Origin of the sequence: Neobacillus sp. SM06 (assembly GCF_050496765.1) — a bacterium.
Classification (GTDB): Bacteria; Bacillota; Bacilli; order Bacillales; family Cytobacillaceae; genus JAEVLT01.
In genome coordinates this window covers 319307-333861 of record NZ_JBNWEO010000017.1, presented here as the reverse complement: position 1 = coordinate 333861, position 14555 = coordinate 319307, and the positions used below count along the sequence as shown (strand labels likewise).

At 36.6% G+C, this 14555-nt stretch carries 11 protein-coding genes and 1 pseudogene; 5 read left to right on the top strand and 7 right to left on the bottom strand.

All coding sequences use genetic code 11. From position 1 onward, the window contains the following. The 4 genes and pseudogenes from ACQYAD_RS15090 to ACQYAD_RS15075 all read right to left on the bottom strand — a co-directional run. The coding region (locus ACQYAD_RS15090) for a DEAD/DEAH box helicase family protein (protein ID WP_430239391.1) at nucleotides 1-1785 on the bottom strand (1785 nt) is incomplete at its 3' end. 2 nt (nucleotides 1786-1787) lie between these two features. Then, complete coding sequence (locus ACQYAD_RS15085) at nucleotides 1788-3665, bottom strand: site-specific DNA-methyltransferase (RefSeq protein WP_430239389.1); 1878 nt, start codon at nucleotides 3663-3665, stop codon at nucleotides 1788-1790. Nucleotides 3666-3678: 13 nt separating this feature from the next. Beyond that, complete coding sequence (locus ACQYAD_RS15080) at nucleotides 3679-4458, bottom strand: DUF4391 domain-containing protein (RefSeq protein WP_430239387.1); 780 nt, start codon at nucleotides 4456-4458, stop codon at nucleotides 3679-3681. Between the two features lie 12 nt (nucleotides 4459-4470). After that, nucleotides 4471-7711 (bottom strand): annotated as a pseudogene (locus tag ACQYAD_RS15075) (helicase-related protein). Between the two features lie 244 nt (nucleotides 7712-7955). Between ACQYAD_RS15075 and ACQYAD_RS15070 the strand changes: the two are divergent. Next, nucleotides 7956-8183: a helix-turn-helix domain-containing protein gene (locus tag ACQYAD_RS15070; protein WP_430239385.1), complete on the top strand. Its 228-nt coding sequence runs from the start codon at nucleotides 7956-7958 to the stop codon at nucleotides 8181-8183. 129 nt (nucleotides 8184-8312) lie between these two features. Beyond that, complete coding sequence (locus ACQYAD_RS15065; RefSeq protein WP_430239384.1) at nucleotides 8313-9524, top strand: tyrosine-type recombinase/integrase; 1212 nt, start codon at nucleotides 8313-8315, stop codon at nucleotides 9522-9524. A gap of 124 nt (nucleotides 9525-9648) precedes the next feature. On the opposite strand, the gene ACQYAD_RS15060 is transcribed toward ACQYAD_RS15065, so the two are convergent. Continuing rightward, on the bottom strand, nucleotides 9649-9846 hold the full coding sequence (locus ACQYAD_RS15060; RefSeq protein WP_430239383.1) for a hypothetical protein: 198 nt from the start codon (nucleotides 9844-9846) through the stop codon (nucleotides 9649-9651). Nucleotides 9847-10041: 195 nt separating this feature from the next. Here ACQYAD_RS15060 and ACQYAD_RS15055 point away from each other — a divergent pair, with 195 nt between their 5' ends. After that, a complete protein-coding gene (locus ACQYAD_RS15055; protein ID WP_430239381.1) occupies nucleotides 10042-11253 on the top strand; it encodes a tyrosine-type recombinase/integrase in 1212 nt (403 codons plus the stop codon). A gap of 93 nt (nucleotides 11254-11346) precedes the next feature. Here ACQYAD_RS15055 and groL read toward each other — a convergent pair whose 3' ends face one another. Both groL and groES read right to left on the bottom strand, forming a co-directional pair. Further along, entirely contained in the window at nucleotides 11347-12978 is a 1632-nt protein-coding gene (groL, locus tag ACQYAD_RS15050) for a chaperonin GroEL (protein WP_430239380.1), read from the bottom strand. Between the two features lie 52 nt (nucleotides 12979-13030). Further along, complete coding sequence (gene groES, locus ACQYAD_RS15045; RefSeq protein WP_430239410.1) at nucleotides 13031-13318, bottom strand: co-chaperone GroES; 288 nt, start codon at nucleotides 13316-13318, stop codon at nucleotides 13031-13033. 303 nt (nucleotides 13319-13621) lie between these two features. Between groES and ACQYAD_RS15040 the strand changes: the two genes are divergently transcribed. Both ACQYAD_RS15040 and ACQYAD_RS15035 read left to right on the top strand, forming a co-directional pair. Beyond that, on the top strand, nucleotides 13622-14344 hold the full coding sequence (locus ACQYAD_RS15040; protein ID WP_430239379.1) for a CPBP family intramembrane glutamic endopeptidase: 723 nt from the start codon (nucleotides 13622-13624) through the stop codon (nucleotides 14342-14344). After that, entirely contained in the window at nucleotides 14341-14538 is a 198-nt protein-coding gene (locus ACQYAD_RS15035; RefSeq protein WP_430239378.1) for a YdiK family protein, read from the top strand. Before ACQYAD_RS15040 ends, ACQYAD_RS15035 begins: the two co-directional genes overlap by 4 nt. The last annotated feature ends 17 nt before the right edge of the window (nucleotides 14539-14555 follow it).

The window sequence follows — 14555 nt, the reverse complement described above, 5'->3', positions numbered from 1 at the left end:
AATTTTGCCAAATGTAATGCCTGTTTGTTCTTCCATTTCCGTTTGCAGGTTAGCGACAAAATCTTCATAGGATTCATTGGCCATAACCGTTAAGGTATTGACGTTATAATCTGCCACTCGCTCACCATCTTGATTTACCGCCAAACGCAAACCACGGCCAATTTCTTGTCTACGGCTAACGTATGTCCCGCCAGAATCTTTCAGGGTACAGATTTGGAATACATTCGGGTTATCCCATCCTTCCCGCAAAGCAGAGTGGGAGAAAATAAAGCGTAAAGGCTCATCTAAGCTTAGCAACCGCTCTTTTTCTTTCATAATAAGACTATATATATCGGTATCGGCCTGTGTATTTCCTTTTGTATCCTTTAATTTGCCTTTTTTGTCTTGAGCGAAATATCCGTTATGGAGTTTATCAATTTCGATGTCCACGTCAATATCGTTAAACAGTGTTCGATATTTTGGCTTTTGGATTAATTTTTTGTATTCTTCTTCGAACATAACCGCATATTTCCCTTTAACCGGGTTCCCATCTTTATCATAGTCACGATAATTGGCCACTTTATCGATGAAGAAAAGACTCAATACCTTTATGCCACGATGATTTAAGCGTAATTCCTTATCAAGATGTTCCTCAATCGTTTTGCGAATTTGGTATCGTTTAATTGTATCATCATCGATATCCCCGATAGATTCACCAAGTCTTAAAACATGACCATTGATTTCAATTGATTCGTTTCCTTCCGTCCAATCAATTTGTTCAATAAGAAATCCACGATAAAGTTCCCGGTCTCCAGAGACATCAAATAAATCGTCTCCATATTTCGCAGTCTTAGTAGTTCGTTTTACTTTTCCAGCAGTTTCAACATCCAGTTCCACTTTTGCTTTACGTTCTTTGACTTCTACTAATTTAATATATGGCAGGTTAAAAGATTGTTCAGATCGAACAGACATGACCTCAATCTTCTTAACAAGCTTTTCATTATAAGCATCAACTGCATCTAACCGGTAAATCATATTATATTTATCGACATGGGTTGCAGAGTATCTAAGCGTACATAATGGTTCTAAAGAAGCAATGGCTTCCTTAGATTTCGGTGTCGTATCCACACTTTGCGGCTCATCAATAATGACAATTGGATTTGTTTGTTGGATGAATTCAATTGGCCGATAACCGTTTAAGCGATCATTCGCACGGTGGATGACATTCGCTTTATCCTCTTTTTCCGGATCAACAAAGCTTTTTCTGAATGCATCAATATTGATAATCATTACTTGAATAGTGGTCGCTGTAGCAAAGTTACGGACTTGATCCAGTTTGTCAGAATCATAGATGAAATATTCAAGCGGCTGCTGGTCATACAAGTCTTTAAAATGCTGTTCTGTTATTTGTAATGATTTATACACCCCTTCACGAATAGCGACAGAAGGAACAACAATCACAAACTTAGAAAAACCGTATTGTTTATTTAACTCGTAAATTGTCCGTAAATAAACATACGTTTTCCCTGTCCCGGTTTCCATTTCAACCGTAAAGTTCATTCCAGCTAATGATTCACTTTGCGCTAATCCATTACGAGTTTGAACCTCTTGCACATTTTTTAATATTTCATTCGGTGTTAGGTCTAAGCGGTTGCCAATTCCTAAATCCGTTTGAATCATCCCCGCATCCTCGCCATAGGAAACGGTAAAATTTGATTGCTTTACTGTTTGTCCTTTAAAAATGTTTACTATAGAATCAATGGCTTGTCGTTGGTAGGGAAGATCAGATTGAAACTTTAACTTCATCCTTACACACTCCTAACATCATTGATTCCGTTCTTCTTCAACGTCTGAATTGCATTCGTCTTTACAGAGTCATTTAAGAACCCTGATTCTTTAAAGATAACCTTCGTATCAAAATCTTCCGGTTTCAGCTTAATCATCTCATGGACAATCTCTAAATCAATATCATCTTCTAAGCACAGCAATACTGAGCCATATGCTACATTGAAAATAGTTTTCCCTTTATAATCCACTTCCTCAATCTGCGTAGTTAACGGAATACCAATCTTCAACAAAATCTCAAATAATAAATCTTCTTTAGAACGATCCTCTTTAATGTTCTCAAGCTGCTCAAGCATACCTTCCTCAAGATTTTCTAAGTTAGGATCCCAAGGTTTTACATTGGAGGAATCCAGCTTGAACACCTTAAAACCAGTATCTAAATCCGTTTTTCTTGTTTCTTCTACAATCTTATCACCAGCACGGCGAATACGTTCCTTACCAATTTCACAAATATTTTTATAACCTGCTTTATATGGCTCAGATTTTTCATCAGTTAATTCTGGTAGTTGCACCATGATAAATTTTCTTTTCCCACCATCTTCTGCATTAATCCTCATTACCGCATTTGCTGTAGTAGAAGAACCTGAGAAAAAATCCATAATGTATTCTTCTGAACCGCTTCTAGTACTTAGTTGTATTAACTTTTTTATAAGTTTAGTTGGTTTTGGAGTATCAAAATAAGAAACTCCATTAAATAAATTTTGTAATTCTTTAGTCCCATGTGTAGCTGTACCATAATTGTCACCACTAAACCATGTACTTTCGACAGAACCAAATTCTTTCTTTTCGTGATAAAAGACTTTTAATTGTGGTTTTGACTCACCTGTTTTTCCAAATATTATTCGATTATCCTCTAAAAGTTTTTTAAATGATTTTTCATCAGTCCTCCAACAACGCCCCCTTGGTGGCAAAAACCTTTCTCCAGTATTTGGATTGGTTATTTCATAAGTTAAATTTGGTCGTATATTGGGAGCATCAAAAGGATCAGCCTTCCATGGTCCTCTTGGATCATTATCGGGATTATCGAACTTATTTTCGTCTAAAGGTAACGGATAACATGCAAATTCTTCTATTGAATGCCAAACATCTTTGTTAGTTTCTTTTAACCTTCTATGAGTTTGCCTTCTTTTCTTTGCATAAGCTAGAATATACTCATGGCTACTACTTAAATCAGTATCATTTTGAATTGATTGTCGAGCTTGCCAAGGTATCTTTGCAACCAAATTATCTTCACCAAAAATTTCATCACAAATTTTAGAAAGATTATTCTCTTCGTTATCGTCAATTGAGATAAATATAACTCCATCATTTTTTAATAAATTTCTAGCAAGCTTTAATCTAGGGTACATCATGTTTAACCAATTAGTGTGGTATCTCCCATTACTCTCTGAATTTGATTTTGTTTCTTGCCCAGTTGTTTCTTTATAGTTTTTTATATTATCTTTAAAGTTATCTTTATATACAAAATCTCTGCCTGTATTATAGGGAGGATCAATATAAATCATTTTAATCTTTCCAAAATATGATTTTTGTAATAACTTCAACACCTCAAGGTTGTCGCCCTCAATATAAAGGTTCTGAGTCTTATTCCAATTTTTACTTGTTTCCGTATCAGGACGAAGTGTACCGGTTGATGGAGTCTGTGCCATTTTTAATGCTTGAGTTTTTCCATGCCATGTGAATTCGTATTTTTCTTTTCTTGTTTCAATTTCATCACCAAGTACGACTCGTAATTTATCGAAGTCGATTTTTCCTTCAGTTACGATTTCGGGAAATAGTTGTTTGAGTGCTTGGATGTTTTCTTTTGTAATATCAAGAGATTTACCATCAAGTTTTTCCATCTATGATTCTCCTTTACAGTTCTAGTTCTAGTGTTAATTCAGTTATTTTATTAGATAGTTGTTGAATTTTAACATTGTATTCCACTTTTTTATTGAATTGAGTTTCCTTTTTCATTGCTTTCTTTAATTTCGCAATTTCTTGTTCTGTTTCATTAATTTTTCCAATAACAATTTGCTGCTGCTCTCGTTTCCTGTCGTCTTTGACAACTCGGAAGCTCCCTACGATGTCCATATGCTGATACGCTTGAACTGCTAGGTCAATCTCTTTATAGAATTCAAAGAAGTTAGAGAAGTTGACCTTTGTTAGATGAATGGACTGAATAAAATCATGAATAAGTGTGTTCTCTAAATCATGTAAGCTAATCCATGCGGTACGATGACTCTCGATTAATACGACATTCGATTGATTCACTTTATTGAGTCGCTTCATACAGGTGCTGACAAGAATCTCTTCATTTAGGTGAAAGACAATGATTACCGGGTTAGGCAATGCTCCGTGAATCACTTCTTCAATTACAGCTACTTGCTTTTCGGTTGCCTCTTCCCGCATTCTAACCGTGATATACATGACACCTTCATAGTGGAAGTCGTCATTTATAAAGGGTTGAATATTGATGGTAGAAGGGGTTAACAAATAAGTTAACTCCATTCTCTCAATATATTTTGTAATCACATCTTTTTCCTTTTTATTTAACACTGCATAATCATAGAAAATCTTTTTATCTAACTTTTTATTTAATGAGGGGAGTTTTTGCTCCAATCCGATTTCACGATAAAAAGTTGAGGCAGACATGACCATCATCCTTTATTTTACGATGAGATAAGAAATGATCTCAAAGTCTTGTAAACTCGTATTCGTGCTTGTAACCAAAGCTATCTAAATTGCCTAAGCTGAAAATATTCAGTGTTGCTTGCTGATCCATTTTTCCGACTATCTCATCAGCAGCTTTTTCTAATAAATCTTTGTAGTCATCCATATATTTTCCATCATTCGTCTCTTCATAGAATAGTTGATATAACTGCTCTTCCACGTCAGACTGATTTAAACACAATGAACGGTAAACATCTAAGATTTTTTTCACATGAACTTGATTATAGAGAACCTCACCATTTTGTTTCATGTAAATCAAATAATAGGGATGTAGGGCATTTTTTTCATTTGAAGCAATGAAATTATTAATCTGCTTCAAACAGAAGATGACTCCCGTTTGTATCTCATCATAGATTTTTTCGTTTTTGTTTGTAGTAATACTAAATAACCCAAGCGGAGCATTTTTTATTGCATCCTCGTTTTTCTTCATATAATTCATTAAATCCATGCGAAAATCATCCATTGTAAAATCAGTAAGTGAGATGTTCCCCGATATATCTTCAAGATCAATAATCTCATTTTGCAGCTTTTCCAATTGCTTTCTACGATACTCTAAATCTTTCATCTCATTGCTGTTATCTGCTATGACATTTTCTTCCCCAGTCGAAGAGATATCTAGAATCGTCATTCGATCCTTTACTCGACCTACTAAATTGATGTATTCATCTAATTCCATTGAAGGCCAGAAGTTCATCAGCTGAATGCACTCATTTTTACTTCCTAAACGGTCAATTCGTCCAAATCGCTGAATGATTCGAACTGGATTCCAATGGATGTCATAATTAATTAAGTAATCACAGTCTTGTAAGTTTTGTCCTTCCGAAATACAGTCAGTGGCTATTAAAATATCAATTTCATCCACCATATCAGGCATTACTTTTTCTCTTTCTTTTGACAGTGGGGAGAAGTTAGTCAACACACTGTTAAAATCAACTTTTTTCATTTTTAAGGTTGTCTTTGGATTTTCAGAACCTGTCACCATTGCCGTATGCAACTGAAAATTTTGCAAAATAAACGGATGTAAATTTTCATATAAATATTTTGCCGTATCCGCAAATGCAGTGAAAATTAATATTTTCTTATTTTGGCCATTGATTGGATGCTCAATTTTCTTCTTCATTTGTTCTTTTAGTGCCAATAATTTTTTGTCACGTTCAGGAGTGACTTTATTTGCATACGATAATAGTTTAGAAAGAATGTCACGGTCATAATGTAGATCCTGCTTCCAGCGAACTAAATCAACGTCCTTTAATAATATTTTTACCTTCGAACCAATAAGGGCATCTTCCAAATCAGGATCATCCACATCAATATCCATGATGTCATTGACTGAATCTGTACTTGGTTGATAGTTTTCTATTTTTCCGATAAAGGCATTTATATTATTAATAATACTACCTAAAGTTAAAGAGAAGGAGTGGACCGAACTCTCCAATCGTTTTAAAAGGTTTGATTTCATTAAATGAATCAAGTTATTTTCACGGTCTGTTTGTTTAAATACTTGTCCATTTGCTACTTTCGTATCATATTTCTCACTATAAGCAGCCCTCATATGAGGTAAAATATACTGCATTGGTGAGTAAACAGCTAAGCGTAAACGTAAAATATCATTATTAATCGTTTCAAGGGCAGGAAATTGATCAGCCTTGTCGATCTTTTCTTTAATATTGATTGGCTGCAATCGATTCGGAAATTTCCCGATGTCTTTCATATTGTAGTACTTTTCAATATGACGACGTGACCTTGCAATCGTTAGGGAATCTAGTAATGTGAAATAATCCCAACTTAACAAATCTAATAATCGTTCTGTTGTCCGGTTTTCTTCAGATAAATTGCTCCATTTGTTAAACTGAGATTGAGCAATCCGAATCGTATGTGAGATATTCTTAATATTTGCAGTGGTTGCTAGCGCTGTATCATCACCTTCCGTAATGAAGGCGATCTGATTTTTTAAATCATCTAATTTGTTATTAACAGGAGTTGCGGACAACATTAACACTTTTGTTTTTACTCCAGCTTTAATAATGTCATTCATTAATCTTGAATACCTTGTCACTCGGTCATTTCGCGCTTCATTATTTCTAAAATTATGGGACTCATCAATGACAATGAGATCATAATTTCCCCAGTTAACATGCTCAAGATTGATATCACCGCTATATCCACTTTGTCGAGATAAATCTGTATGATTCAGTAAATCGTACGAAAAGCGATCCTCAGACAAAATATTACGCTTATCATTTAAACGATAAATTGACCAGTTTTCTCTTAACTTTTTCGGTGCTAGAACTAACACTCGATGATTTCTTAGCTCGTAATATTTAATAACAGCTAATGCCTCGAATGTTTTCCCTAACCCAACACTATCCGCAATGATACAGCCGCCATGTGTTTCAATTTTATTAATGGCACCAACTACACCGTCTTTTTGGAAATCATATAATTTATTCCAAATAATTGTGTTTTCAAATCCAGTCCTTGTTTGCAGGGCATCAAAGTCTTTCGCACCTTCTAAAAAATCTTTAAACAGATTATAAAGAGTGACAAAATAAATGAACTCTGGAGAATTTTCTTGATATAGAACCTCAATACGTTTTAATATCTTTGCCTTCACATCCTGCAAAGCATGTTCATTATTCCATATTGCCTCAAAATTTTTTAACAATTGATTATTCGTATCATAATCATCAACAATATTATTAATATACATATTGGATGAATTGCTATAACCTAGTCCCGCACTTGAAAAAGGAGCGCCACCAACTAAACCTGTTTGGTCTCCATCTTCATTCTTCACATGATACAGCCCACCTTGAATTTTTTGTCTTGTGACAGATTTAAACTGGGCCTTCTTTTTTAACCACTTTGTTAACTCCCGCGCGATATAACCTTGTGTTAATTCAGATTTATATTTTTGTTCTTCATCTACTCCATATAGCAATGCTTCATTTTTTTCAATTTGTTCTTTATTAAAGTCCTTACTCTCAATAAAGGCTGGCTCTGTAAAAATGAATCTAAACTCATCCAGCTTCGCTAGCTCTTTCTTTAATTCAACAAATGCGTAAAGAGTAAAGTGGGCAGCTGCAATAGAAATTTTACTTCCTTTAGAGATGCTGTTTTTTAGAACATCCCCAACTAAACCCGTTTGTTTATTATCAATAATCCCTTTTGACATCCCTATGCGCTCCTCAAAAAAAACTCTATCTAAATATAAAAAACTATAATATAGTCCAATTTTATCATACATTAATACAAAAAATGGATAACACATATTACCTCTCCCATTAACTAAGTAATAATTTAATTAAAAAATATTAAACCCTATTAAAATGTCCAAAAACCGAAGCTATAATGTTTCAGAATTTAACCAGTAAATTCAATGAACAAACATTTTCACTATTTATGGGGGTTAAAATTAAATGGAATCCATTAAAAAATATACAACTTGGGAATCACTACCCGACACTTTGACTGCACTGCATATTTCACAGTTTCTAGGAATTTCGAGAAGAAGGGTCTATGAGTTATTACAAACGAATGTAGAACACGGTGGAATTCCCAACTTTTCGATTGGAACATCAAAAAGAGTAGAGAAGTCAGATTTTAAGCAATGGATTATACAGTTAAAAAAGAAAAAACAAGCTTAACGGCAATTCAACACAAGAAGGTGGAGAAGACATCAGAGCTGTTATTGATTTTGCTGTCTTCTGCCCACAAAAAATTTATTAAACATTTGATTTTATACATTACAAGTAAGAATTGAGGTTAGACACATTATGAAAGGACATTTTAGAAAAAGAGGTTGTAAATGCCCTCCTAACAATTGCACTTGCGGTAAAACTTGGTCATTTATAATTGATGTGGGGAAAGACCCAGAGACAGGTAAAAGGAAGCAAGGATCTGGAAGTGGCTTTAAAACAAGGCAAGAGGCCGAGGCAGCGGCAGCCGCACTACTTACAGAAGTAAATAAAGGTACATTTATTAAAGAATCTAATATTTTATTTAAAGATTGGGCTAACGTTTGGCTGCCGCTATATATCGAAAGAAATGGACCAAAGCCCTCAACTATACGTCTAAGGCAGTACAGCATTAAAAAGTTATTGCCTTATTTTGCCCATTTAAAGCTAAAAAACATTACAGAAGAAATGTATCAAGCAGCATTAAATGATTTAAAAAACCGAAATTTTGCTCGAAGCACCCTAGAAGGAGTGCATACCACTGCAAAAATGATTTTTAAAATGGCTGTTAATAAAAGAATGCTAAAAATAGACCCAATACAAAATGCTTATATAAAAAAAGACCAACAAGTGATTATAGAATCCGATGAAGAAGACCTACCTTTATTCTTTGAAAGGAAAGAGCTTGAATTATTCCTAAATACTGTAAGAGATAAAGGACTATTTATGGACGATGCTATATTTACTACACTATCATCCACCGGTATCCGTGTCGGTGAATTAGTAGTACTCAAGTGGAAGGATATAGATTTTGATAAGCGGACTATTTACGTGACCAAAACGTATTTTAACCCAAATAACAACACAATTAAATTCCAATTAGTTCCTCCAAAGACCAAAAGTTCTCGGCGAAAAATTGTTGTAAGCACAGTAGTTATCGACATATTAAAAAAACATAAGAAGGAACAAGAAAAAATTATTAAACATTTAGGCAACTCCTACAATGACTATGGCTATGTATTTGCTAATGTTAACCGCCATCCCGGTTATCCAATCTTAATTAAACTTGTTGAAAGTCGTATGGCTCGGCTATTAAAGAAGGCAGAGTTAAATCCAGCGCTTACTCCACACTCTCTTCGTCATACACATACATCCCTACTTGCCGAGGCAGGAGTAAAGCTAGAAGCAATTAAAGAGCGGTTGGGCCACGAAGATGATGAGGTTACTGAGAGAATATACCTTCATGTAACTAACGTAATGAAAACAGAAGCCGCGGATCAATTTAGTAAACATATGGGCGGTCTTATATGATAATCCTTGAAAGCAAAATGGCAGCATTTTTGCTTTCAAAATACATATATTGGTTATTCTAAATTATTCCCTTTCTTAAATGAAACAAACTCAACTTTCTTCTCCTTCAAGTTTGGTTTTGCTTTTAATCCTGCTTGTGTCCATGAATAAGCCTGAGTGTGTTCAGAGGATCATCCCACCATGCCATGTTTTTTGATGCAGATACAAGAAGCTGGAATCCAAGTATTTCTTCTACTTCTAAAAATGTCATAGCTATTCGGTTTGAACCCTCTGATTTTAAAAACTTTTTTAGAGGTTCGTATTTGCTTCCTCTTGTATGCAATTCAGCCCCTCCCTTAATCGATTTAAACAATCACCAAGATATTTTTCCTTAATATTACCACAATTAACATCTGAAGGAGCAGACAAGAATTATACTCATTTCTCTTAGTATTAACAAATTGAATTATTCAAATTAACTCTGGGCATAATGGACATTTGAAACACGATTACTAAGAAAGTGAGGTTTTTTGATGAAATGAAAGGCCATTTTTACAGGAGGGGCTGCAAGTGCAAAAAGAAAAAATGCACCTGTGGTTCCAAGTGGGCTTTTATGGTTGATATCGGAATTGACCCAGTAACCGGGAAACGCAAACAAAAGGGAAAAGGGGGCTTTAAGACTAAGCAAGAAGCTGAAGCAGCTGCTGCCGCTCTTATTCATGAGGTAGAAGAAGGAATGTATGTGGAAGAAACCAATCAAACATTTAGTGACTTTTCAAAAGAGTGGCTTACCATCTATCGAGATTCAAAAGATGTGAAACCGGGAACAATACGTGTCAGACTACATGAAATAGGGAAATTGATGCCTTATTTTGCTCAATTAAAATTAAGAGATATAACGCGGAAGAGATATCAGGATGCTTTAAATGATTTAAAAGGACAAGGTTATTCTGATAACACAATGGATGGGGTGCATCGAACAGGAAGAATGATTTTTCGAAAAGCGTTGGAACTAGAGATAATCAAAAAAGATCCAACAGAGTATGCTTATCTTAAAAAGGATAAGAAAACGATTGAACAGCTGGAGGAAGAAGAAATCCCAAAGTATCTTGAAAAGGAAGAGCTTGCATTATTTTTAAAAACAGCCAAGGAACATGGACTTGAACATGATTATTTGATGTTCCTTATTCTTTCCTACACAGGCATAAGAGTTGGCGAGTTAGTGGCTCTCAAATGGAAGGATATAGATTTCGTGAATCATATGATTAGCATTACCAAAACGTATTACAATCCTAATAACAATACTCTGAAATATCAGCTAGTCACGCCAAAGACGAAAAAATCACGACGAAAAATCATTGTCGATGAAAAGGTGATAAACGCTTTAAAGGATCATAAAAAAGTTCAAGAAGAAGTCATTGAGCAATTAGGGGAAGCTTACTATAATAAAGACTTTATCTTTGCCAAAATGGAACGGCAATTTGGTTATCCTATTGTCATTAAGACCGTTCAAAACAGAATGGAGAGGCTGCTTAGGTTTGCAGAACTAAATTCTGAGTTAACACCACATTCATTAAGGCATACACATACATCACTTCTTGCTGAAGCTGGTGTCTCACTCGAACAGATTATGGATAGACTTGGACATTCCGATGATCAAATCACAAAAAATGTTTATCTCCATGTAACCCAAGAAATGAAAAAAGAAGCTTCCCACAAGTTTGCACAACTCATGAGAAGCCTCGATTAAAACCTTAATTAAAATCCTCTATGTTAACAAAATGTTAACATCACACTCTTATCTTACATAAAACCCAGTCATATCAAGGGTTGGAGGCACTTATTACATCATGCCGCCCATGCCACCCATGCCACTCATGTCAGGCATGCCGCCGCCAGCGTTTTCTTCTGGCTTGTCAGCTACTACTGCTTCTGTTGTTAAGAACATAGCTGCAACAGATGCTGCGTTTTGAAGGGCTGAACGAGTTACTTTTGTTGGGTCTACGATACCGGCATCGATCATGTTTACCCACTCGCCAGTTGCAGCGTTGAAGCCTGTGCCAACTTCTTCGCGCTTTAAGCGGTCAACGATGACGGAACCTTCAAGACCGGCGTTTGCAGCGATTGTGCGTACTGGCTCTTCGATTGCACGAAGAACAATGTTTACACCAGTTGCTTCGTCGCCTTCTGCTTGGATTTCAGCTACTTTGTTGTAAACGTTTAGAAGGGCAACACCACCGCCGGATACGATCCCTTCTTCAACAGCAGCACGAGTTGAGTTCAAAGCGTCTTCAATGCGAAGTTTGCGCTCTTTTAGTTCAGTTTCAGTTGCAGCACCAACTTTGATTACGGCAACGCCGCCAGCTAGTTTTGCAAGACGCTCTTGTAATTTTTCACGGTCAAATTCAGAAGTTGTTTCTTCCAATTGAACACGGATTTGGTTTACACGGGCTGAGATGGCAGCAGAATCGCCGGCACCTTCAACGATTGTTGTGTTTTCTTTTGAAACGACAACTTTTGCAGCGCGTCCTAAAGAATCGATTGTAGCCGATTTAAGGTCGCGGCCAAGTTCTTCTGTGATTACTTCCCCGCCAGTTAATGCAGCGATATCTTCAAGCATTGCTTTGCGGCGGTCACCGAAGCCAGGAGCTTTAACAGCTACTGCATTGAATGTTCCGCGCAGTTTGTTGACAACCAATGTTGCAAGAGCTTCGCCTTCAACATCTTCAGCAATCAAAAGTAATGGCTTGCCTTGTTGTACCACTTGCTCAAGAACCGGAAGGATTTCCTGGATGCTGGAGATTTTCTTATCGGTAATTAAGATATATGGATTGTCTAATACAGCTTCCATTTTATCTGAATCAGTTACCATGTATGGTGAAGCATAGCCGCGGTCAAATTGCATACCTTCGACTACATCTAATTCAGTTGTGAAGCCTTTGGATTCTTCAATCGTAATAACGCCGTCGTTGCCAACGCGCTCCATTGCTTCAGCAATCAATTGGCCCACTTCTTCATCAGCAGCAGAAATAGCCGCAACTTGTGCAATTGATGCTTTGCTTTCGATTGGCTTCGAAATGGCTTTTAATTCGGCAACAGCTGTTGCAACGGCTCTTTCGATTCCTTTGCGGATTCCCATTGGGTTCGCACCAGCCGTTACGTTTTTCAGACCTTCGCGGATCATCGCTTGTGCAAGAACAGTTGCCGTTGTTGTACCGTCACCGGCAACATCGTTTGTTTTGCTGGCAACTTCAGCAACAAGCTTCGCACCCATGTTTTCAAAAGCATCTTCTAATTCGATTTCTTTGGCAATTGTTACACCGTCATTTGTGATGAGTGGTGAGCCGAATTTTTTCTCAAGAACGACATTGCGTCCTTTTGGTCCAAGCGTTACTTTTACCGCATTTGCAAGTGTATCAACTCCGCGAAGCATAGCGCGGCGTGCATCTTCACTAAATTTAATTTCTTTAGCCATTTACAAGAACCTCCTCAAAAGATTGATTATAAGTATAAATGTTCAAATTCAATTACTCGCCTACAACAGCAAGAATATCGTTTTCACGTAAAATTAAGTATTCAGTACCTTGGTATTTCACTTCAGTACCAGAGTATTTTGAGAAGATAATCAGATCGCCTACAGAAACTTCAAGGGCAACGCGCTCTCCATTATCAAGGACGCGACCCGTACCAACGGCAACAACCTTTCCTTCCTGAGGCTTTTCTTTAGCTGAGTCCGGTAATACGATACCGCTTGCAGTTTTTTCTTCTGATTCAACAAGCTCAATCACAATGCGATCACCTAATGGTCTTAACAATTCAAACAACCTCCTCAAATTGATATGTTATTCAGTCATTATTAGCACTCACTACTCTTGAGTGCTAACACAATTATTATAATAATGAATCGAATCATTTTTTGCAAGTATGAAGCCAAAATTTTTTGCAAAAAAAATTGCTTTATTTGTCAATGCAAACACCTTTAAAAGTATGTTTATCGACAATCGATTTTATACCAATTTTTTTCGCGAAAACGCTTCTATTTGAAAGAACGGCTATTAAAAGAGTAGAATGGTTTATAGTGCAGAAATATTTCGTTACCTTTGGAGGAGACTCGCATTTTGAAAAGAGACGATTGGACAATCTTAATTGTATACATTGCCATGCAATTTTCCAGTTTCGCCGGCATTCCGCTCACCGCATTTATTCTTAAGCAGCTTGGTCAAAATCAAAGGCTGGCTGTTCCCTATTGGCTGATTATTAGTTTTAGCATTGGCCTTGCCATCACCTTGTTTATTTTGCGAAAAGAAATGCGCGGCACGCGTGATAACCGTTCGGGAAGCTCGCTAAGTGTCTCGATCATCTGGGCCATTTTCGGCGTTTTTCTTGCTCTTTTCGCTCAATCGCTGGCAGCGAACATTGAGCGGCTGATCGGCGTGCCGATGGGGTCTGAAAACACACAGCAAATTTTAAAAATCATTGACACCTTACCATTAACGATACTTGTAAGCTCGATTTTCGGACCGATTCTTGAAGAAATCGTTTTTCGGAAAATCCTGTTTGGAACCCTATACAAACGATTTAACTTCTTTGTTTCCGCGCTTGCAAGTTCTGTTATCTTTGCGCTCGCACATATGGAGCCGCAGCATGTCCTGCTGTATTCATCGATGGGCTTTACCTTTGCCTATCTGTATATCCGGACAAAGCATATCCTTGTGCCCATCTTCGCCCATGTCGCCATGAATACACTTGTGGTTATCATTCAATCGGCTTTCCGGAATGATCTTGAAAAATTGATTCAAGATGCCGGGTTTGTGCAAAATTTTATCGGAGGATTTTTATGAGACAGTCACCGCTCTTTTCAGGCTTCGTTTATCTGTTGTTAGGAGCCTTGTTTACCTACTTCGCCATCCAGGATGTCCAGCAAAACGGCTGGGGCTTTTTTGCCTACCTGCTCGTCATTCTTGCGACATTTGATCTTGGTTCGGGGCTCAAAATTATCTTGTTTTCTTTTGCAAAAAATAAAGGGAAAAAATAGGCCTTTTCATCCTAAAA

Bases quoted from the DNA above. Each gene is read 5' to 3' on its own strand.
- ACQYAD_RS15085 (WP_430239389.1), bottom strand. From the start codon at position 3,665: ATGGAAAAACTTGATGGTAAATCTCTTGATATTACAAAAGAAAACATC.
- ACQYAD_RS15080 (WP_430239387.1), bottom strand. From the start codon at position 4,458: ATGTCTGCCTCAACTTTTTATCGTGAAATCGGATTGGAGCAAAAACTC.
- ACQYAD_RS15070 (WP_430239385.1), top strand. From the start codon at position 7,956: ATGGAATCCATTAAAAAATATACAACTTGGGAATCACTACCCGACACT.
- ACQYAD_RS15065 (WP_430239384.1), top strand. From the start codon at position 8,313: ATGAAAGGACATTTTAGAAAAAGAGGTTGTAAATGCCCTCCTAACAAT.
- ACQYAD_RS15055 (WP_430239381.1), top strand. From the start codon at position 10,042: ATGAAAGGCCATTTTTACAGGAGGGGCTGCAAGTGCAAAAAGAAAAAA.
- groL (WP_430239380.1), bottom strand. From the start codon at position 12,978: ATGGCTAAAGAAATTAAATTTAGTGAAGATGCACGCCGCGCTATGCTT.
- ACQYAD_RS15035 (WP_430239378.1), top strand. From the start codon at position 14,341: ATGAGACAGTCACCGCTCTTTTCAGGCTTCGTTTATCTGTTGTTAGGA.